This is a genomic window from Rhodoferax bucti (assembly GCF_005876985.1).
In the GTDB taxonomy this organism is placed as follows: Bacteria; Pseudomonadota; Gammaproteobacteria; order Burkholderiales; family Burkholderiaceae_C; genus Allorhodoferax; species Allorhodoferax bucti.
This window is the reverse complement of sequence record NZ_VAHD01000001.1, coordinates 362,771-381,330: the sequence shown is the minus strand read 5'-3', so window position 1 is coordinate 381,330 and position 18,560 is coordinate 362,771. Positions and strand designations below refer to the sequence as shown.

Genomic DNA, 18,560 nt, shown 5'->3' with positions numbered 1-18,560 from the left:
CAAACTCCCTGTTGTTTGTTGCTCTAGCTTGCCTCGCGTCTATTGCGCGTTCAAAGCAGCTTCGGCCTCTGCCAGCCGTTGCATCAGTTCTGCAAACGGTGGCGGCTCGGTCATGAACATGGGGCGCATCGTCGCATAGTCTTGTGCCAAGTCGGCTTGGCGTTGTGGCGCTGGAGTCAGACGAAACGTGCCGTGCGCGGCCAGGTCATAGCGCGCCCAGCCGCGCGCAAACACGCGGCTCTTCCAATCCACCACGCGCTGGCACTGGGCCTTGTCGGCCAAGTACTGTGTGGCATGGGCGTGGCCAAGTAGCTTGGCCATATCGAAATAGTGCCGCGCATATCGCGTGGGTGTTGGCGACTCTGCCGGGCGGTGAAACTCGGCGTGCAGAATGGTGGCCTTTTCCCAAAACGTGCGTTCCAGCTCCAGCGCCGTCACGCGGCAGGCCCAACCATCAAACAGCTTGGGGAAGGCGTCCGCCAGCAAGGGCTTGATGGCATAGCTGCCCGTGGGCTGCTGGTCTGTGAGCGTACCCAACTCCAGCTTGACCTCGCGGCGCAGGTAGTCAAACCCGCCGCCCTGGGTGCTGGGGTAGGCAAAGTACACGATGGGCGACTTGGCATCGGCATCCACCTCAAAACGCAACCAGCCGCCCGTAGTGGATGCGCCCAACGCTTTGGCAATGGCGGCCTCCAGTGCAGGCATCAACACCTCTTGCGCCTTGGCACTGCACAGGGCCTGCATCTCCATCACCGCTGCATCGCGCTTGCCCCGGCTGGTGAGCGCGTCAAACCCCGCCGCGTCTGCACCCACAAACTCGGGCACCAGGCACAGATCGATGTCTTCCGAAAACCGGTCAATCACCCCAAACACCTTGGACAACGACGTGCCACCCTTGAACACCAGATGCGGCGCAATCTCTGACAGGGTAAACAACACGCCCAGCAGCCAGCTCACCCAGAAGTCTTTTTCCAGAATGACCGCCTCCGTCTTGAGCGTGAGCGCAGCATTCTCGTAGGCCAGCTTTTGATCGGCTTGCGATACAGACAGAAATTGGTGAATCATGGCTGGGCAATCTCCTTCAGGTGTGCGTGCATCCAAGCGGGAGCCAAGGCCAGATCCTCCAGAACCTTGGTCCGCTCCTCTGCAGGAATGCGGCTGCGCAAAAGCTCGATGTGCTTTGGCATGACGTGTTTCACGCCCATGCTCCGAAGCCCTTGAATCAGCAAGCCGCTCAACCGACCGGCGGCCGCCATTTGGCGCGGTGTGGTGCGTTTGAACACAATTTGGGTGGGGCCCACTTTGACGGTACGCGTAGCGCCGTCGGTGAGGTACACCGCCTGTGCGGGCACTTGCTCGGACAGACCCAGCAAATTGGCGGCATACACCCCAATGGGCTGCAGACGCAAACCGTCCTTGCGCGCTACCGCCTCAGCTACATGCGCAATCGACGGCCACAGCGTGCCGAACAACTCGTGCTGGCGTGGCACGTCGTACAACCCGCGCCCGAGCAGCCGAATGGTGCCCGCAGCCTTGTGCCGCTTGAGCGCGGTGGCTACCGCATCGCGACTGCCAAGATCGACGAAATCAGCAGGCGTAAACACCCACCCCTCCTCATACGACCGGATGCGCTGCAGAACCTGCGTATCAGTGGATGCTTCGTGTTTGCCCATATTTGCCACGAAAAATAGCAGCTATTTGTGGCAAAAACAAGCTGCCTAGGAGGCTTTGGCTATTTTTGCCACAATAAATATGCATTATTTGTGGCAAAAACTGCGGGCTACAACTCCCCCGCAAACGCCCGCTGCTGCAGCTTGGGCGTTCAGGGCGTCTAGCTGGGCCAGGGTGGCGCGGTGGGTGACTTTGAGGGCATGGAGCATTAGTTGCCCAATGGCTGTTGTCGTTGCCGATACCAGCGCTGAATACGGATTTCGCCCTTCACAACCCGGTAGTCAACGCTCTGCCGCCAGCGGGTCTTCGTCAGTAATGTGTGCAAGACTGGCCAGCAACTGGCGGCGCGCCTGCGCCGACCAGATGACGGGCAGCGTCATGCAGCCGCGCGCGCGCTGCGTTTGGCTTGGCGAACCAGCTTTTGGGCATCGGCCATCACATCCGCGTGTGAGGCTGTGGCACCCGCCGCAAACTCGGCATCCGCGTTGGCATTTTCCTGAATGCTGCGCTCTACCGCGTCAAACCCGTCACGCAACACAAAGCGCAAGGTCGCCGCCGGGCTGCGCCCAGACGCCTGCGCCAGCCGGGCAATGCGGTTCTGAGTGACTTTGGGCAATTGAATGTCGGTGGTCATGCGGTCGATTCCCTGAAAATTCAAACGTTTTGATTGCGTGGAACATTTTCCGCAAATCAAGGAACAATTTCCACCGATGCCAGACCGTTGGTCAGCAACGATTCAACGATCAGTTCCCGGTTATCAATCAGCACCTTCAACGTGGCAGCACGCGTCTGATTCAGGGTGCGCAGCCGGACCACTTTGGGTGGCTGGCCCCATACCAGCGAGAGCTCCTGAAAATCCGCGTCGCGGGTCACGATCACGTAACCGTCATCCTTGGCTTTTTGCCACACCACGCGGTCCGATGCTGACTCCAGCCCCAGCAACACCACTTGGCTGGTGCCGGGGTAATCGTGCTGCAGAAAGGGCACCAGGCGGCGCGACAGGTTTTCGTCCAGCAGGAGCTTCATTGCGCTTTGAGCGAATACACCTGATGCTCACGCTCCGCCGCAAACGCCAACACGGCCATGATGTCCTGCTCGGTGAGTTCCGGGAAGTCGTCCAGAATTTCAGCAGTGGACATGCCGCTGGAGAGCATGGACAGGACGTCGTACACCGTGATGCGCAGGTCGCGCACGCAGGGCCGACCGCCGCGCTTGCCGGGTTCCAGGGTAATTCTGTCCATGGTGTTCTCCTGAAAATGGGATTTGAGCGTAGATTGTGCCGCTTGTTGCGTTTCAAAGCTCCCCCGCAAACGCCCGCTGCTGCAGCGAGGCGAACAGGGCGTCTAGCTGGGCCAGGGCGGCGCGGTGGGTGGCTTTGATGGCTTCGATGGCTTGGATGCGGGTGGCGAAGGTTTGTTGGAGGGCTAGTGGGGGCAACGGGAAAGCGAACGACCGAATATCTTTTGGCGATATGTGCGGAATCGTCGTCTCTGTGGGTTTGCAATGGCGAGTGAATGCCACATGACTCAGCACAGCGAATAGATATTCATTGGTTAAATCGTCTTTCGGTCTGATCCGAGCCACACGTTGCACAAGAAGCATTGGGCAATCAGCGGTGTCAACTTGCGCAAGTTTGAAGCCCTCAGAAATCCAAGGACGGTCCATTGCCATAACGATGTCGCCTGGTTGCAAGTGAAACGCCTCGGCCTCTTTCACTTTAGCGTGCGGCCAACATGCCATGTCACGCCAATCAAGCCGCCCCGGTAGAACATTTGCACCACGGCAGAGCTTGATACCCTCACCAAGATTTACGTATTCCTCGCTGCGAAACGGATAGCCGGTTACCAAATCAGCGACCTTATCCAATTGCGTCTTGGGCCACTTGGACGCTTCATCGGCAGGGTCGCCAAACATGTCGAGAAAGAGGGACTGGGTGAGGGTGTCGAGGTGGGCCAGGGCTTGGCGGCGTTGGGTTCGGAGGGTTTCGGCCTGGTCCAGGATGGCGGCGATGCGGCGTTGCTCTTCCAGCGGTGGCAGCGGAACACGCAGGTCTGACAAAAAGCTCGCAGGCACACGCCTCTGCCCACCGCTACCCGTCATGCGCCGCTGGCCCTCGGTTCGCACTGTGTCTTGCCGCAAATAGTGATGCAGGTAGCGAGCATCCGAAACATCCGGGCGTGCACGGACAACGTGAAACTCCGTGGAGCCGAAGCCATTTCTCCGGGGCAACAGAGCTTGCGCGATCTTGCCGTTCTCAAAGCATGGCGTGATCTTGGCGACAAGAACATCACCGCTCAGAAACGGTGTGAAGCCTTTAGCCACTTCTGAGTAAGGCCGATCTTGTGTTGTCTCGATCTTTGCCGTTTCTGCATTCAGGGACGCCATGGGTACGAAAGAGACAAGATCGTCGTCGGGCAAGCGTCCGCCCAACGTCGGGTTCAGGAAAGCAGCGTCAGAGAGCTTGGCGTAGGGCACCGCGCTCACGTCAACATCCCCTTCAACGCCTTCATCCCCGCCGCAATCTCCCAAACCATTTCTGTCTTCATATCACTCTCATTTTGATAGCTGCCCACGCCCATTCCACGAGCGCCAGAAGCCTTGGAGGCAGGGCGTTCTGCGTAGGTTAAGGAGGAGCCCGCAACGCGGGCGGGGGACACGAAGCAGAACGCTCTGCCTCCAAGGCGCCCACCACAAAAAGACGCATGCGTCATGGGTATTGCCGGGCAACGTGCATCACCGCCAGCGCAGTCACGGTGGTGTCGGTTTGCTGGAGCAGCACGATGTAATTGGAATGGGCCACCAGCTCCAGCGTGCCGGCAACGCGGCCTGGGCGGCGGGGAAAGTTGGGGTCGGCGAGGCTATCCACCTGGCTATGAACGTGTTGCTCCAGGTCCATAGCGGCAAGCACGTTGTCTTGCGCAATAAACATCACCACGTCTTCCAAGTCGGCCAAGAATTGGTCCGTCTTAATGACCCTTAACGCTTTCATTCAGCAGAAGGCGCAGTTTGCATAGCCTGCAGGCGTGCGCGCAACGCCGCACGGCGGGCTTGCACTTCTTCGTCTGTGAGCAAGCGGTTGCTGCCATCAGCCAGTCCGTCGATGGCGGCTTGGGCCTTGGCGCGGAACCAGCGGTCGTAATCGGCATCGGCTTGCGCGGCCTCATGCGCGGCTTTGAGGGCGGCGCTGCGGTCGGGGCGAGCTACCTTTTCGGCGTCACGTGCTTCGGGTCGCCATTGCGTGGCGTCGATCCGGCATTCATTCCAGCCTGTCGCGCGCAGCACTTGCAGGGCTTTGCGGGGGTCGGCAAAGCGGCGGGGCTGCTTTTTGGAGGTGACCAAAATGCCCTCGTCGCGCTGGGTTTGCACGCTGACCACAAAGGCCGCGCCATCACCGCGCAGGGTGATGCCGATGACGCCACCGGCAGCGGTGGCGGCTTTGAGCTGTTCGAGGTTGAGGTTTTGCATGGCTTGAAGTTTAACTTTTATTGAAATTCAAACAATAGTTATTTGAAGTTCAATCTTCCTTTACCAGCATCCCCTCCAACGCCTTCATCCCTGCCGCAATCTCGTCCCCCAGCTTGGCCAGCTCGGCCAATATCTCCTGCGGCGCGCGGTGCTGCACTTGCGCGTGCACCACTTCCTTGTAGCGGTTGATGCTTAGGTCGTAGCCGTTGGCGGCAATGTCGGCTTTGGGTACGCAGAAGCTTTGGGCGGTGCGGCTGCGCTCGCGCTCCGCGCCCTCCCGCTGCGCCCAGCGGGCCAGCACGTCGGGCAGGTTGTTTTTGGCATGCTCTTCTTTTGATAGCTGCTCGCGCACATCCGACGTGCGCTGGAGGCCTAAAAGATGCTCAGGCAAGAGCGGCTGGCGTTTGTCGTCCAGGCTGTAGCCGTCGGCCTGCATGTCGTAGAACCACACCTGGTCCGTGCCGCCGCTGTTGGTCTTGGTGAAGAACAGGATGGCAGTGCTCACCCCCGCGTAGGGCTTGAACACGCCGCCGGGCAGGCTGACGATGCCGTCCAACTTTTGGTCTTCCACCAGCATTTTGCGCAGCGCTTTGTGCGCGGTGCTGCTGCCGAAGAGCACGCCGTCGGGCACGATGACCGCCGCACGGCCACCGGGTTTGAGCAGGCGCAGGAACAGGGCCAGAAACAGCAGCTCGGTCTTTTTGGTCTTGACGGTTTGCAGCAGGTCTTTGGCGACGTTCTCGTAGTCCAGGCTGCCCGCAAAAGGCGGGTTGGCCAGCACCAGGCTGTAGCGGTCTTCCTCCAGCCCGTGCTCCTGGCCCAGCGAGTCGCGGTAGGTGATGGCGGGGTTGTCCACGCCGTGCAGCATCATGTTCATGCTGCCGATGCGCAGCATGGTGTTGTCAAAGTCGTAGCCATGGAACATGCCATGGTTGAAGTGCTGGTTGGCCTTGGCGTCGTGGAACAGCGCGGGGTGCGCCTCGCGCAAGTATTCGCCCGCCGCTACCAAAAAGCCGCAGGTGCCGCTGGCCGGGTCGCAAATGGTGTCGGTGGGCGTGGGGGCGGTCATTTCCACCATCAATTGAATGATGTGGCGCGGGGTGCGGAACTGGCCGTTTTGACCGGCGCTGGCGATCTTGCCCAGCATGTATTCGTACAGGTCGCCCTTGGTGTCGCGGTTGTCCATGGGCACGGCGTCTAGCAGGTCCACCACCTTGGCCAGCAGCGCGGGCGTGGGGATGGTGAAGCGGGCGTCCTTCATGTGGTGGGCGTAGGTCGAATCGTCTGAGCCCAGCGTGCGCAGGAAGGGGAAGACATGTTCACCCAGGATGACAAACATCTCGCTGGGCGCTTCGTTTTTGAAGCGGCTCCAGCGCAGGGTGTCAAACGCGCGGCCACGCGAATCTAGGCCCTCGGGGAAGATGCGGCGCTCTATGGGCCTCTTCAGGCGGGTGGCCTTGTTTTCTTCCAGGGTGTGCAGGTCGTCCAGGCGGCGCAGGAAGAGCAAGTAGGTGATTTGCTCGATGACTTCGATGGGGTTGGCGATGCCGCCGGACCAGAAGGCGTTCCAGATCTGGTCGATTTTGCTTTTGAGGTCGCCGGTGAGCATGGGGCTTTCGGTAGGTAAACAGGGAGAGCGCGCGGCAGTGCGCCGCGTATTGGGTCAGGCAGTCAGCTTCTGGTGCAGCCAGCGGCACACAGGGCTGTGGGCGTCCTCCAGCCCTTGCAGCACGGTGAAGTGGTCAGCGCCGTCGATGGCGCTCAGCTCCACCGGGTTGCCCAGAGCCACTGCGGCATCGCGGTAGCCGGTGGACTGGCGGGCGAATTCACCCGACTCAGCGCCGCCCCAGATGACCCAGGTGGGAGTGGTGCAGGCGCGCAGGTTGGGCGTGGGAGATTGGCGGCGGATGACGCCGTCGTCCAGCTGGATCAGGGGCTGCAGGTAGCTGTAGCGCAGGGGAGCCAACTCGTAGAGTCCACTGAACAGGACAGCCGCTTTGAGCGGGTCGCGCGGCAGGCCGTAGTCGGTGTCCCACGCGGTTTGCAGGCACATGGCACCCAGGTGGCCGCCGGCAGAGTGGCCGCCCACACCCACGCGGGTCGGGTCGCCGCCGTAGTGCTGGATGTTGCGCAACGTCCAGGCCACGGCTGCGCGGCACTGGCGGGTGATTTCGTCAATCGTCACAAAGGGTGCCAGCGCGTAGTTCACCACCACGGTGGTGATGCCGGCTGCGTGGGGCCCCAGGGCTACGCCGTTGAAATCTTTGCTGCTGAACGCCCTCCAGTAGCCACCGTGGATGAACACGAAGACCGGCGCGTTGGGGACGTCCGCGGGAAAGATGTCCAGCGTCTCGTGCACCGTAGGGCCGAAAGGAATGTCCAAGTGGCAGCGGATGCTGCTGCGCGCCTTGTCGGCCAGCGCGGCAAAGTGGCGGCCGGGTGCGGCGGGGTCGGCGAGGCCGAGGGAGGGGTTGTACTGCGCGTCAATTTGCGCCTGAGTGTCAAAGTCGCGGTAAAGCTTGGGCATGGGGTGTCCTTGAAATCAAATGCCGACGTAGCGGTGCCAGAGTTCGGGTTGTGCGGCCAGGGTGGTCGAGTCGCCACTCCAGACCGCGCGGCCGCGCTCCATGATGGTGTGGTGGCCGGCCAGCGCAATCAGGCGCTGCACATATTTGTCGATGACCAGCACGCTCTGGCCTTGGGTGCGCAGGGTGTCCAGGCAGCGCCAGATGTCTTCACGGATGAGTGGCGCCAGGCCTTCGGTGGCTTCGTCCAGGATCAGCAGGTGCGGGTTGGTCATCAGCGCGCGGCCTATGGCCAGCATCTGCTGCTCGCCGCCGGAGAGCTGGTTGCCCATGTTGCGCGCGCGTTGCTCCAGCACCGGGAAGAGATGGTAAATCCGCTCCAGCGTCCAGGGCTCGGTACTGGCATTGCGCCGCGCGGCAAAGGCAATCAGGTTCTCTTGCACCGTGAGGTTGGGGAAAATCTGCCGCCCCTCGGGCACCAGAGCCACGCCCATGCGGGCAATCCGGTCGGGGCTCAAGCCCTCAATGCGCTCCCCCCGGAAGCGGATGCTGCCGCTGCGTGGTGGTGTCAGCCCCAGGATGCTGCGCACCGTGGTGGTTTTGCCCATGCCGTTGCGGCCCAGCAGGGTGGAGGTGGTGCCGGCCCGGAGCTGCATGTCCAGCCCGAACAGCACTTGGCTGTTGCCGTACGCTGTTTCTAGGCCCTGAATGTCGAGCAGGGTCTCGGTGCTCATGGGTGGGCCTCCGGCAAAGCTTCGTCGCCGAGGTAAGCGCGCTTCACGTCGTCACTCTGGCGAATGGCATCGGGCTTGCCACTGGCAATCACGCGGCCGGCCACCAGTACCGAGATGGTGTCGGCGAGTTGGAACACGGCGTCCATGTCGTGTTCCACCAGCAGCAGCGTGGTCTCGGCGCGCAAAGACTGCAGCAGTGCCACCATGCGCTGGGATTCGTCCGGCCCCATGCCGGCCAAGGGTTCGTCCAGCACCAGCAACTGCGGGCGGCTGGCCAACGCCAAGCCGACTTCCAGCTGCCGTTGCTCGGCGTGCGACAAGGCGCCCGCGGTGCGTTGCAGTTGGGCCTGCAAACCTACACGCGCAGCCACATCTGCTGCCGCCTGCATACGCTGGGTCTCGGTGTGCACCGGGCGCCAGAAGCGCATGCTGCTGCCCGCCACTGCCTGCAGGGCGAGGGCCAGGTTGTCCTGCACGCTCAGGCGCAAAAACACGTTGGTGATCTGGTACGAGCGGGCCAGACCGCGCTTTACCCGGGCGTGCATGGGCAGGCGGGTGATGTCTGCCCCGTTGAGTAACAGGCGCCCAGAATCCGGCTGCAGCGCGCCCGAAATCTGGTGGATCAGCGTGGTCTTGCCTGCGCCATTCGGGCCTATCAGGGCATGGACATCGCCCTGGTGCACTTGCAGGCTGGCGTGGTCGGTGGCGGTGAGCGCGCCGAAGCGCTTCACCAGTGTGTCGATCTGCAGCAAGGGGGTGGCGCCGGTGTTCATGCCTGACTCCGCGTCCACACGCTGCGCAGGCTGGCCAAGCCGCGCGGTGCTAGCAACACGACGGCCAGCAACATGGCGCCCAGGCCCAGCTGCCAGTGTTCGGTGTTGTGGCCCAGCACTTCTTCGAGCAGCAAGAAAGCGGCAGCACCCAGCACGCCGCCATACAGGTGGCCCACGCCACCCAGAATCACCATCACCATCAGCATGCCGCTCTGGCTCCACTGCATCATGGATGGGCTGACAAAACCGCCCTGGTTGGCCAGCAAAGTGCCGGCCAGACCGGCCATCGCGCCCGCCAGGGTAAAGGCGGTGAGCTGCGTGCGCAGCACCGGAAAACCCAGTGCCTGCATGCGCACCGGGTTTTCGCGCAGGCCTTGCAGCACCTGGCCGAAGCGCGCGTTGAGCAGGCGCTGGGTGAACAGCAGGCACAGGGTGAGCGCACCGAGGGCCAGGTAATAGAGCGCTGTGTCGTCGGGGGCGATGCCGGCCCAGGTGTTGCGCCCGGCCAGGGGCAGGCCGTCGTCCCCGCCGTAGGTTTTAAGGGAGACGGCCAGGTAGTACAGCATTTGCGCGAAGGCCAGCGTGATCATGATGAAGTACACGCCTTGGGTACGCAGGCTGATAAAGCCGATCAGGCAGGCCAGGGCCGCGCTTACTAGCATGGCAGTAGGCCAGGCGATAGCAGCAGGCACGGTGCCATGCTGCATCAGGATGCCCACGGTGTAGGCGCCCGCGCCCACAAAGGCCGCATGCCCGAAGCTCACCAAACCGCCAAAGCCCAGAATCAGGTTCAGGCTGCTGGCCGCAAGGGCAAAAATCGCAATGCGGGTGGCCAGCGTGACGTAGAACTCGGCGTGCAAAGCGGCCGTGATTTGCGGCAGGGCCAGCAGCACCAGAAACACCGGGAGTGCAGCCCGCAGGTGCAGTGTGTGGTGCAGCGAGGTGCGGGTGTTGTTCGAATCAACCATGGGCAGGGAACAGGCCGCGCGGCTTGAAGAACAGCACCGCAGCCATCAACACATAAATCAGGATGGAGGCCACCGCCGGTGCCGCATCAGCCGCCAGCGCTGCGCCGAACAGCGACTCGAACACCATGGGCAGCAGGGTGCGCCCGCCGGAGTCCACCATGCCCACCAGCAGCGCGCCCACCAGTGCACCGCGGATGGAACCGATGCCGCCGATCACGATGACCACAAAGGCCAGAATCAGAATGCTCTCGCCCATGCCCACCTGCACCGCCAGCAGCGGCCCGAGCATGCCGCCGGCCAGCGCGCATAAAGCGGCGCCCAGCCCGAACACCGCGGTGAACAGGCGCTGCACATTGGTGCCCATGGCCAGGGCCATGTCGCGGTTGGAAGCGCCGGCACGCACTTGCATGCCCAGCCGTGTACGCGTCACCAGCAGGTAGAGCAGCAGCGCAGTGGCCAAGCCGACCACGATGATGAGCAAGCGGAAAGCCGGGTAGAAAAAGCCGGGCAACAACTCCACCGGGCCCGAGAGTGCGGCCGGCGGGTTGAGCGACAGGGGTTGTGAGCCCCAGATCATGCGCACGGTTTCATTGCACATCAGCAGAATGGCAAAGGTGCCCAGCACCTGGGTGACGTGGTCGCGCCGGTAGAGCCTGCGCAGGACGGACACCTCCAGCAGCACCCCGAAAAGGGCGGTGCCCGCCACACCCGCAGCCAAGCCCCACCAGAACGATCCGCTGGCTTGGGTGGCTGTGGCAATCAGGTAGGCACCCACCATGTACAGCGAACCATGGGCCAGGTTCACCATGTCCATGATGCCGAACACCAGCGTCAACCCGGCTGCCAGCAAAAACAGCATCAGGCCGAGCTGCAGGCCGTTCAGGGCCTGCTCCAGCAGCAGAATTCCGCTCATGCGCGTGCTTCAGGCCTTAGAGGCCGGGCATCTTGCAGTTGGCGGCGTAGGCGTCGGCGTGGTTTTTGAACACGGTGCCCAGGGTGCGGTTGGTGACGCGGCCCTTGGCGTCGCGGGTGATGACGCGCAGGTAGTAGTCCTGGATAGGGAAGTGGTTGGTATTGAACTTGAAGGCGCCACGCACCGAGTCGAACTTGGCGGCTTCCAGTGCCTTCTTGACCGCGGCCTTGTCGTCCAGTTTGCCCTTGCTGTCGCGCACGCCGGCGTCCATCAGGCGGGCGGCGTCATAGCCCTGGGCTGCGTACAGGGTGGGCAGGCGGCCGTATTCTTTTTCAAACTCGGCCACAAACTTTTTGTTGGCCGCGTTGTCCATGTCGTGGCCCCACTGGGAGGTGTTGAACATGCCCAGCATGGGGTCACCCACCGCCTTGATCACGTCCTCATCGCCGGAGAAGCCGGGGCCGAACAGCGTGATGTCCTTGGAGAGGCCGGCGCCTACAAATTGTTTGATGAAGTTGATGCCCAGGCCGCCGGGCAGGAAGATGTACACCGCGTCCGGCTTGGTAGCGCGCAGCTTGGAGAGCTCGGCGCCGTAGTCCAGCTGGTTGAGGGCGGTGTAGGTCTCGGAAGCAATCTCACCCTGGTAAAAGCGCTTGAAGCCGGTGAGGGCGTCTTTGCCCGCGGGGTAGTTAGGGGCGATCAGCGCCACGCGCTTGAAGCCTTTGTCGGTGACCGTTTTGCCCACCGCCTCGTGCATGTTGTCGTTCTGGTACGAGGCACTGAAGAAGTAGGGGTTGCACTGCTCGCCTGCGTACTGCGAGGGGCCTGCGTTGGCGCTGATGTAGAAAGTTTTGGACTGGAAGGTGGGGGTGCCTACAGCCAGCATCACGTTGGAGAACACGATGCCGGTCATGAAGTCGACCTTGTCGCGTTTGATCAGCCGGTCTGCGGTTTGGCGACCCACTTCGGGGTTGGCCTGGTCATCGGCAACGATGACCTCGGCAGTGCGGCCGCCGAGTTTGCCGCCGTTCAATTTCACAGCGAGTTGGAAGCCGTCACGGATATCCACGCCCAAACCGGCACCGGGGCCGGACAAGGTGCTGAGCAAACCGACACGAACAGGTTCGGTGGACTGGGCCCAGGCACCTGCAGTCGCGGCAGCCAAAGCGGCGGTCAAAACCAGGCGGGAGGGGGCAAAACGGGGCAGGTGCATTGCAAACTTTCCTTGTGGAGGGTTGGACCGTTTCATTATCGGCCCAACACCCCTGCTTTCCGCTGCACCGTTGCAGAAAGCGCAAGCCCCGTTCAGTTCAGCAGGTAGCTCTCGGCGTTGGCTTCGAAGTCTTCTGCGTCAATGGCTGCATCAAAGGCAGCGCGGGCGGCCAAGGCTTCCTTGGTGTAGGGGATCAGCGGCTTGTCCAAGGGGCGCAGCTTGTGGCGGCGCAGGCCGCGCAATTGCTGGGAGCGCTCCATGGTTTGCAGAACCAGCTCGGGCTCCATCATCAGGCTGAAGGGGTTGAGTTCGGTAGCAGTGGTTTTCATGGCAGTCCTCCGGTGAAAGTTTGCGCCAACTGAATACTTTGGCGCTTGGAGGAACTGTAGCCACGCACTCCAAAAAATGGAGTCAGGCAAGCGCTGGAAAACGTGTAGGAATTTCCCTTACAAAGCCGGATAAACCGGCTTCTTGCCTGCCACTACCCGCCGTCTGTTTACAGCAAACGTGCTCGCACGCTCTTGCCCTTGACGCGCCCCGCGTTGAGCTTGTTGCACGCCGCCTGGGCCACATCACGGGCCACACCGACAAAGGTGCAGAACTCGGTGACCTGGATCTTGCCGATCTGCTCACGGTTGAAGGCGGGGCCGCCCTCGTCGTTGGTGAGCGCACCCAGCACGTCACCGGGGCGGATTTTTTCTTTGCGGCCACCGGCGATCTGCACGGTGACCATGGGGGGCAGCAAGCGGCCTGATCCTGTGGCAGTCAGCTCGTCGAGCTTGTGCCACACCGAGGGCGCGTTCTGGTACTGCTCGATCTTGCCGACCGCGCCCATCTCGCGCATGCTGGCCAGACTCACGGCCAGCCCTTTTTCGCCCGCGCGGCCGGTGCGGCCGATGCGGTGCACATGCACTTCCGGGTCGGGCGTGATGTCCACGTTGATGACGATGTCCAGCTCTTTCACATCCAGCCCGCGCGATGCCACGTCGGTCGCCACCAGCACCGAGCAGCTGCGGTTGGCAAACTGGGCCAGCACCTGGTCGCGCTCGCGCTGGTCCAGGTCGCCGTGCAGGGCTTGGGCGACGAAGCCGTCAGCCACCAGCTTGTCCACCAGCTCGTTGCACTGCTGCTTGGTGTTGCAAAACGCAATCGTGCTCACCGGGCGGAAGTGGTTGAGGATGCTGCTCACCGCGCTGAAGCGGGACTCGCGGTCCACCTCAAAAAAGCGCTGCTCAATGGTGTTGTCGGCCACCGGGGCTTCCACCTTGATTTGCTGCGGGTCTTGCATGAACTGCTTTGCCAGCTTCTCGATGCCTTCGGGGTAGGTGGCCGAGAACAGCAGGGTCTGGCGCTCTTTGGGGCATTGACGTGCCACGGTCACGATGTCGTCAAAGAAGCCCATGTCCAGCATGCGGTCTGCTTCGTCCAGCACCAGGGTGTTCAGGCCTTCGAGCGTGAGGTACTCGCGCTCCAGCAGGTCCATGATGCGGCCGGGCGTGCCCACCACGATGTGGGCGCCGTTTTCCAGCGAAGCGCGCTGGCCGCGGGTGGCCACGCCGCCGCACAGGGTCACGACCTTGATGTTGTCTTGCGCGCGGGCCAAGCGGCGGATTTCCACCGTCACCTGGTCGGCCAACTCGCGGGTGGGGCACAGCACCATGGCTTGCACCGCAAACCAGCGGGGGTTGAGCTTGGCCAGCAGGGGCAAGGCAAAGGCGGCCGTCTTGCCGCTGCCGGTTTTGGCCTGGGCAATCAGGTCTTTGCCGGCCAGGGCCACGGGCAGGCTGGCGGCCTGGATGGGCGTCATGGCATCAAAGCCCAGCTGTTGCAGGTTGGCCAGCGTGGCAGGTGCGAGGGGAAGGGTGGAGAAAGCTGTCATCCCCCGATTATCGGCGCTGGGGCTTGCATCTAGTGGGCTGGCGGGTCTAGTTGCTATAGTTTTTGTAGCTGCTTGCGCTTATTCTGTAAGCGCTATCGGTTTGTTTAATGTGCAAGTAGCGTCGCTTGGCGTGGAGTGCACCACCTGCTGCGTCGTCTGCGTGCTCCCGCCTTGTAGCGGGCGGGTTGGCTATATTTTTTCCTTGATAATAGGAAAAAAATGTTGGCAGCGAGGTAGGGAGTGGCAAAGTCAATGGCTATGCGGCAACGAGGTTTTACGTTAATCGAACTCGTTATGGTGGTTGTCATTCTTGGCGTTTTGGCCGCTGTTGCGTTACCCAAGTTCGTCAACTTGGGGTCGCAGGCGCGCATTTCCGCAGTTCAAGCCACCTCGGGCGCCGTGGGTGCGGCAGTGTCGCTGGCTTCGGCCAAATGTAGGCTGGTTGCAAGCTGCAATGTGGCTACATTTTCGGGCCCCGTAACTGGGCCTCAAGGGCTGGTAGGCACGATGTACAACGGCTATCCGACCGGCCAATCGCGAGTGCCCAGCTATTTCGGTATCAAAGACTGGGTCAGCGTCCAAGGCGTTGGTGTGTACGAAGTGAACACCGCCGTCACGCAGTTTCGGGTGGATACGGCTCCAGACCCCATGAATTGCATGGTGATTTATCACCAAGTGGATACCTTCGGGTTGACGCCAGACATTACGTCACTTACCAGCGGTTGCTGATCCTGCACAAAGTAGGGCCAACACCCCGGTACAAGCCTAACGCCACGGAAACCAGGCGGCCCAACGTCCTAAGTCTCTTGCTCGTCCGTCTGATGCTTGGCGCCTCAATAACCCTGAGGGAAGGGTATTCGGGGTGTGGCGGTGGACTGCGTGACGGAGGCAGGTTTTTGAGGGAACTTGCGCTTGCCGGATGTTCGGCTTTTGACCTAGACTGGCAACGCATTCATTCGGTGCTACCGGGGCCTTGTCCATGAGTATCCTCAAACGAAACAACGTCCATGTGACGGGCGAAGGCGACAAGGTGTTGCTGTATGCGCATGGCTTCGGCTGCAACCAGCACATGTGGGCGCAGGTGGTGCCCGCTTTTGCAGATGGGTACCGCCAGGTGCTGTTTGATTACGTGGGCAGCGGGCAGTCCGATGCCTCCGCCTTTGACAGCCGCCGCTACAGCACCCTGAATGGCTACGCACAAGACGTGCTGGACGTGTGCGATGCGCTGGGCCTGCGCTCGGGGGTGACGTTTGTGGGCCACTCGGTGAGCTGCTCGATTGGCATGTTGGCCTCCATCGCCCGGCCGGGCTTGTTTGATCGCATGGTCATGGTGGGCCCGTCGCCCTGCTTTTTGAACCAGCCACCCGACTACGTGGGCGGCTTTGAGCGCACAGACCTGGAAGGCCTGCTCGCGCTGATGGACCAAAACTTCATTGGCTGGGCGGACTACCTCACGCCGGTGCTGTCGGGCGAGCAAGGTGGTGGGCCGGTGGCCAGCAGCCTGTCGGAGAGCTTTTGCTCCACCGACCCGGTGATTGCCCGCATCTTCGCCGAGGCTACTTTTTTTGCCGATAACCGGGCAGACCTGCCCCAGGTGCGCTGCCCCAGCCTGATCCTGCAGCACCGCTACGACGCTCTGGCGCCGGTAGAGGTGGGCGAATACCTGCACCAGCATTTGCGCAACAGCACCTTGCAGGTGCTGGATGTGGTGGGGCATTGCAGCCACATGTCGCACGCCCCCTTGGTGGTAGACGCCATGAAGGCCTACCTGGCCCGGCCCCTTTGAGCTTCATTCAATACCAGGGAGACCCATTGATGGATCACCTGGACCTGCTTCCCAGCCCAGTGCTCGTGACCGATGCGCGCGGCCACATCCTGACCGCCAACAGCGACCTGCTGGCCCTGGTGGGCGGTGTGGCAGAACAGTGGCGCGGCCGCTACCTGGACTGCCTGCTGCCTGCACCCAGCCGTATTTTTTTGCAGACCCATGTGTGGCCGCTGATGCTGCGCCACGGCGCGGTGCAAGAGCTGTACTTGCACCTGCACAACGCGGCAGGTGAGCGGGTGCCGGTGATGGTGAATGGCCGGCGTGGCTTGTGGGACGAGCAGGACTGCATTTTTTGGGTGTTTTTTGTAGCCCTGGAGCGCAGCCGTTTTGAGGCGGAGCTGGTGGAGGCGCGGGGGCGTGCACAACGGCTGGCTGCAGAGCTGTCCCAGGCGAATGCGGAGCTGCGCTCGGTGCACCACCAGCTGTCACAACACACCCAGAGCATCGAGTCGGAAAACCGCGAACTCTCGGCCCTGAGCCTGACCGACCCGCTCACCCGCCTTGGCAACCGTCGTGCCCTGGAGCGTGCGGTTGCGCAGTGGCAAGCCCAGTCGGAGCCGGGCGCCACGGCTGCCTTGCTGATGGTGGATGTAGACCATTTCAAGCGGGTCAACGACAAGTACGGCCATGAGGAGGGCGACCGCGTCTTGCAAGAGCTGGCCCACCAGTTGCAAGCCAGCAAGCGCGCCAGCGATGTGGTGGTGCGCTACGGCGGCGAGGAGTTTGCGCTCTGGTTGCCCGATGCCGGGCCTGAGGGGGCCGGCGCAATCGCGCAGCGGGTGCACCAGCTCATGAAAAATGTGACGGTGCACAAAAAGCCGGTGACGGTGAGCATCGGCGTGTCATGCGCCCAACAGACGCTGCTCCATGGGCAAGATAGTGTGTTGTTGACCCGGCTTTTGCACGAAGCCGATGTGGCGCTGTACCGCGCCAAGTCAACCGGCCGCAACCGCACCGAGTGGTACAACGACGTGCCGTCCCGCTCCTAAAATTGGTGCAAAGCGCTGCGGCGCGTCAACAGAGGGTTTTTCATGCGTTTCTGGTGGAGTGTGGCGCTGGTGTCCAGCGCGTTGTTGGTGGCCTGCGGTACCCAGGTGGTGAATCCGGTCACGGGCCAGACCGAGCGTTCGGCCATGAGCGAAGAGGCCGAGCTGGCCGAGGGCGCCAAGGGCCATCAAGAGGTGCTGCGGGAATACGGCGTGGTAAACAACCCCGCGCTGCAGACCTATGTGAACACCTTGGGTCAAAAGCTGGCGGCGCAAAGCCACCGCACGCAGCTGGAGTGGCACTTCACCGTGCTCGACAGCCCCGAAATCAACGCCTTCGCCCTGCCCGGCGGCTATGTGTACGTCACACGCGGCATCATGGCCTACATGGAGAGCGAGGCCGATTTGGCCGGCGTCATCGGGCACGAGATCGGTCACGTCACCGCCCGCCATGGCGCGCAGCGCGCCACCAGCCAGCAAAACGCGGGGCTGGGCGTGTTTGCCGCCAGCATTCTGGGTGCGGTGGCTGAGGCGTATGGAGTCACAGGTGCCGGCCAGCTGGCGGGCCAGGTGTCGCAAAATGTGGCGGCGGGCTACATCGCCTCGTACGGGCGCGAGCAGGAGCTGCAGGCAGACGGGCTGGGGGCCGAATACCTCTACCGCACCCGCTACGACCCGCGTAACATGATTGACGTGATCAAGGTCCTGAAAAACCAGGAGCTGTTCGCTGCCGACCAGGCCCAGGCCGAAGGCCGCCCCGCACCGGCCAAGGGGGACTGGTTGTCATCCCACCCCAGCAACGACCAACGGCTGGAGACCATCACCCGCCTGGCCGCCCAGTACCAAAGCAAAGACCGCTACAACGACGAAGGCCGCGCCCGCTACCTGCTGGCCATTCGCGGCCTGAACTTTGGCGACAGCCCGGCGCAAGGCCTGGTGCGCGGCCAAAACTTCTACCACGAGCCCCTGGGCCTGGCGCTAACGGCGCCGGCCGGCTGGTACATCCAGAACGACAGTGAGCAGCTGGCTTTCATCAACACCGCCCGCGACGCAGCCTTGCTGGTGCGGCTGGTGCCGGCGCAGGCCGGCAAGACGCCAGCGGATGTGGTGCGCAACCTGCTCAAGCCCACCCAAGGCAAGCTGGAGCCCACCACCATCAACGGCTTGCAGGCCTCGCGCTTTACCGGCGCCCGCGCCAATGCCAACGGCAGCACCGTGGCGCTGGAAGCCACCGTGATTACCGGCCCCGGCGAGCGGGTGTACCTGCTGCAAACCAGCGCCAAAGATGCCAACGCCCTGGCCCGCGCACGCGCAGGGCTGCGTGAGGCCGAAGGCAGCTTCCGCGCCCTGACTGCGCAAGACCGCAGCGCTGCCCGGCCTTGGGTGCTCAAAACGGTGAACTACCCCCGTGGGGGTTTTGCCGAGTTGGCCAAAGCCTCTCCCTTGGCGCGCGCCGAGCAGCAGCTGCGCCTCATCAATGGCTACTACGGCGGGGGTGAGCCTGCTGCGGGGCAGGCGGTGAAGGTGGTGGAGTTGCAGTAACTCCATCTGCCTGCTGTTTGCTATATTTTTAATAGCTGCTCGCGCAAATGGCGCGGGCGCTAG

General features: G+C 62.5%; 21 protein-coding genes. 4 read left to right on the top strand and 17 right to left on the bottom strand.

What is annotated here, in order from left to right:
- Positions 1 to 39: 39 nt before the first annotated feature.
- The 17 genes from FDM28_RS01835 to dbpA all read right to left on the bottom strand — a co-directional run bounded on the left by FDM28_RS01835 (position 40) and on the right by dbpA (position 14,141).
- Positions 40 to 1,065 carry a nucleotidyl transferase AbiEii/AbiGii toxin family protein gene (locus FDM28_RS01835; protein ID WP_138512466.1) on the bottom strand — a complete coding sequence of 342 codons (1,026 nt, stop codon included), beginning with the start codon at positions 1,063 to 1,065 and terminating at the stop codon, positions 40 to 42.
- Complete coding sequence (locus FDM28_RS01830) at positions 1,062 to 1,673, bottom strand: DUF6088 family protein (protein WP_138512464.1); 612 nt, start codon at positions 1,671 to 1,673, stop codon at positions 1,062 to 1,064. Before FDM28_RS01830 ends, FDM28_RS01835 begins: the two co-directional genes overlap by 4 nt.
- A gap of 374 nt (positions 1,674 to 2,047) precedes the next feature.
- Positions 2,048 to 2,305: a hypothetical protein gene (locus FDM28_RS01825; RefSeq protein WP_138512462.1), complete on the bottom strand. Its 258-nt coding sequence runs from the start codon at positions 2,303 to 2,305 to the stop codon at positions 2,048 to 2,050.
- A gap of 56 nt (positions 2,306 to 2,361) precedes the next feature.
- Positions 2,362 to 2,697: a DUF5615 family PIN-like protein gene (locus FDM28_RS01820; protein ID WP_138512460.1), complete on the bottom strand. Its 336-nt coding sequence runs from the start codon at positions 2,695 to 2,697 to the stop codon at positions 2,362 to 2,364.
- Positions 2,694 to 2,912 (bottom strand): DUF433 domain-containing protein, encoded by a 219-nt coding sequence (locus FDM28_RS01815; protein ID WP_138512458.1) that lies wholly within the window; start codon positions 2,910 to 2,912, stop codon positions 2,694 to 2,696. Before FDM28_RS01815 ends, FDM28_RS01820 begins: the two co-directional genes overlap by 4 nt.
- Before the next feature lie 52 nt (positions 2,913 to 2,964).
- Entirely contained in the window at positions 2,965 to 4,155 is a 1,191-nt protein-coding gene (locus tag FDM28_RS01810; RefSeq protein ID WP_138512456.1) for a restriction endonuclease subunit S, read from the bottom strand.
- A gap of 223 nt (positions 4,156 to 4,378) precedes the next feature.
- Complete coding sequence (locus tag FDM28_RS01805; protein ID WP_138512454.1) at positions 4,379 to 4,660, bottom strand: type II toxin-antitoxin system RelE/ParE family toxin; 282 nt, start codon at positions 4,658 to 4,660, stop codon at positions 4,379 to 4,381.
- On the bottom strand, positions 4,657 to 5,136 hold the full coding sequence (locus FDM28_RS01800; protein ID WP_138512452.1) for a hypothetical protein: 480 nt from the start codon (positions 5,134 to 5,136) through the stop codon (positions 4,657 to 4,659). The genes FDM28_RS01805 and FDM28_RS01800 overlap by 4 nt, the downstream gene beginning before the upstream one ends.
- A gap of 49 nt (positions 5,137 to 5,185) precedes the next feature.
- Positions 5,186 to 6,745 carry a class I SAM-dependent DNA methyltransferase gene (locus tag FDM28_RS01795; RefSeq protein WP_138512450.1) on the bottom strand — a complete coding sequence of 520 codons (1,560 nt, stop codon included), beginning with the start codon at positions 6,743 to 6,745 and terminating at the stop codon, positions 5,186 to 5,188.
- A gap of 54 nt (positions 6,746 to 6,799) precedes the next feature.
- Complete coding sequence (locus tag FDM28_RS01790) at positions 6,800 to 7,663, bottom strand: alpha/beta hydrolase (protein ID WP_138512448.1); 864 nt, start codon at positions 7,661 to 7,663, stop codon at positions 6,800 to 6,802.
- Positions 7,664 to 7,678: 15 nt separating this feature from the next.
- Complete coding sequence (locus tag FDM28_RS01785; protein WP_138512446.1) at positions 7,679 to 8,395, bottom strand: ABC transporter ATP-binding protein; 717 nt, start codon at positions 8,393 to 8,395, stop codon at positions 7,679 to 7,681.
- Entirely contained in the window at positions 8,392 to 9,168 is a 777-nt protein-coding gene (locus FDM28_RS01780; protein WP_138512444.1) for an ABC transporter ATP-binding protein, read from the bottom strand. The genes FDM28_RS01785 and FDM28_RS01780 overlap by 4 nt, the downstream gene beginning before the upstream one ends.
- The gene (locus FDM28_RS01775) at positions 9,165 to 10,136 is read right to left on the bottom strand and encodes a branched-chain amino acid ABC transporter permease (protein WP_138512442.1); all 972 of its coding nucleotides are present in this window, start codon (positions 10,134 to 10,136) and stop codon (positions 9,165 to 9,167) included. The genes FDM28_RS01780 and FDM28_RS01775 overlap by 4 nt, the downstream gene beginning before the upstream one ends.
- Positions 10,129 to 11,049, bottom strand: a complete 921-nt coding sequence (locus FDM28_RS01770) for a branched-chain amino acid ABC transporter permease (protein ID WP_138512440.1) — start codon at positions 11,047 to 11,049, stop codon at positions 10,129 to 10,131. The genes FDM28_RS01775 and FDM28_RS01770 overlap by 8 nt, the downstream gene beginning before the upstream one ends.
- A 16-nt stretch (positions 11,050 to 11,065) precedes the next feature.
- A complete protein-coding gene (locus tag FDM28_RS01765; RefSeq protein WP_206021896.1) occupies positions 11,066 to 12,262 on the bottom strand; it encodes an ABC transporter substrate-binding protein in 1,197 nt (398 codons plus the stop codon).
- 92 nt (positions 12,263 to 12,354) lie between these two features.
- A complete protein-coding gene (locus tag FDM28_RS01760) occupies positions 12,355 to 12,591 on the bottom strand; it encodes a hypothetical protein (protein ID WP_138512438.1) in 237 nt (78 codons plus the stop codon).
- A 167-nt stretch (positions 12,592 to 12,758) separates the two neighbouring features.
- Positions 12,759 to 14,141, bottom strand: coding sequence for an ATP-dependent RNA helicase DbpA (gene dbpA, locus FDM28_RS01755; RefSeq protein ID WP_138512436.1), 1,383 nt, complete (start codon positions 14,139 to 14,141; stop codon positions 12,759 to 12,761).
- A gap of 252 nt (positions 14,142 to 14,393) precedes the next feature.
- On the opposite strand from dbpA, the gene FDM28_RS01750 reads away from it, so the two are divergent.
- The 4 genes from FDM28_RS01750 (at position 14,394) to FDM28_RS01735 (ending at position 18,497) form a co-directional block, all read left to right on the top strand.
- The gene (locus FDM28_RS01750) at positions 14,394 to 14,870 is read left to right on the top strand and encodes a pilin (protein WP_138512434.1); all 477 of its coding nucleotides are present in this window, start codon (positions 14,394 to 14,396) and stop codon (positions 14,868 to 14,870) included.
- 250 nt (positions 14,871 to 15,120) lie between these two features.
- Entirely contained in the window at positions 15,121 to 15,927 is an 807-nt protein-coding gene (locus tag FDM28_RS01745) for an alpha/beta fold hydrolase (protein ID WP_138512432.1), read from the top strand.
- A gap of 29 nt (positions 15,928 to 15,956) precedes the next feature.
- Positions 15,957 to 16,958, top strand: coding sequence for a sensor domain-containing diguanylate cyclase (locus tag FDM28_RS01740; protein ID WP_138512430.1), 1,002 nt, complete (start codon positions 15,957 to 15,959; stop codon positions 16,956 to 16,958).
- A gap of 42 nt (positions 16,959 to 17,000) precedes the next feature.
- Complete coding sequence (locus FDM28_RS01735; RefSeq protein WP_138512428.1) at positions 17,001 to 18,497, top strand: M48 family metalloprotease; 1,497 nt, start codon at positions 17,001 to 17,003, stop codon at positions 18,495 to 18,497.
- The last annotated feature ends 63 nt before the right edge of the window (positions 18,498 to 18,560 follow it).

Bases quoted from the DNA above. Each gene is read 5' to 3' on its own strand.
- FDM28_RS01795 (WP_138512450.1), bottom strand. From the start codon at position 6,745: ATGCTCACCGGCGACCTCAAAAGCAAAATCGACCAGATCTGGAACGCC.
- FDM28_RS01740 (WP_138512430.1), top strand. From the start codon at position 15,957: ATGGATCACCTGGACCTGCTTCCCAGCCCAGTGCTCGTGACCGATGCG.
- FDM28_RS01745 (WP_138512432.1), top strand. From the start codon at position 15,121: ATGAGTATCCTCAAACGAAACAACGTCCATGTGACGGGCGAAGGCGAC.
- FDM28_RS01825 (WP_138512462.1), bottom strand. From the start codon at position 2,305: ATGACCACCGACATTCAATTGCCCAAAGTCACTCAGAACCGCATTGCC.
- dbpA (WP_138512436.1), bottom strand. From the start codon at position 14,141: ATGACAGCTTTCTCCACCCTTCCCCTCGCACCTGCCACGCTGGCCAAC.
- FDM28_RS01780 (WP_138512444.1), bottom strand. From the start codon at position 9,168: ATGAACACCGGCGCCACCCCCTTGCTGCAGATCGACACACTGGTGAAG.
- FDM28_RS01785 (WP_138512446.1), bottom strand. From the start codon at position 8,395: ATGAGCACCGAGACCCTGCTCGACATTCAGGGCCTAGAAACAGCGTAC.
- FDM28_RS01820 (WP_138512460.1), bottom strand. From the start codon at position 2,697: ATGAAGCTCCTGCTGGACGAAAACCTGTCGCGCCGCCTGGTGCCCTTT.
- FDM28_RS01835 (WP_138512466.1), bottom strand. From the start codon at position 1,065: ATGATTCACCAATTTCTGTCTGTATCGCAAGCCGATCAAAAGCTGGCC.
- FDM28_RS01790 (WP_138512448.1), bottom strand. From the start codon at position 7,663: ATGCCCAAGCTTTACCGCGACTTTGACACTCAGGCGCAAATTGACGCG.
- FDM28_RS01800 (WP_138512452.1), bottom strand. From the start codon at position 5,136: ATGCAAAACCTCAACCTCGAACAGCTCAAAGCCGCCACCGCTGCCGGT.
- FDM28_RS01765 (WP_206021896.1), bottom strand. From the start codon at position 12,262: ATGCACCTGCCCCGTTTTGCCCCCTCCCGCCTGGTTTTGACCGCCGCT.
- FDM28_RS01830 (WP_138512464.1), bottom strand. From the start codon at position 1,673: ATGGGCAAACACGAAGCATCCACTGATACGCAGGTTCTGCAGCGCATC.
- FDM28_RS01775 (WP_138512442.1), bottom strand. From the start codon at position 10,136: ATGGTTGATTCGAACAACACCCGCACCTCGCTGCACCACACACTGCAC.
- FDM28_RS01770 (WP_138512440.1), bottom strand. From the start codon at position 11,049: ATGAGCGGAATTCTGCTGCTGGAGCAGGCCCTGAACGGCCTGCAGCTC.
- FDM28_RS01760 (WP_138512438.1), bottom strand. From the start codon at position 12,591: ATGAAAACCACTGCTACCGAACTCAACCCCTTCAGCCTGATGATGGAG.
- FDM28_RS01735 (WP_138512428.1), top strand. From the start codon at position 17,001: ATGCGTTTCTGGTGGAGTGTGGCGCTGGTGTCCAGCGCGTTGTTGGTG.
- FDM28_RS01815 (WP_138512458.1), bottom strand. From the start codon at position 2,912: ATGGACAGAATTACCCTGGAACCCGGCAAGCGCGGCGGTCGGCCCTGC.
- FDM28_RS01750 (WP_138512434.1), top strand. From the start codon at position 14,394: ATGGCTATGCGGCAACGAGGTTTTACGTTAATCGAACTCGTTATGGTG.
- FDM28_RS01805 (WP_138512454.1), bottom strand. From the start codon at position 4,660: ATGAAAGCGTTAAGGGTCATTAAGACGGACCAATTCTTGGCCGACTTG.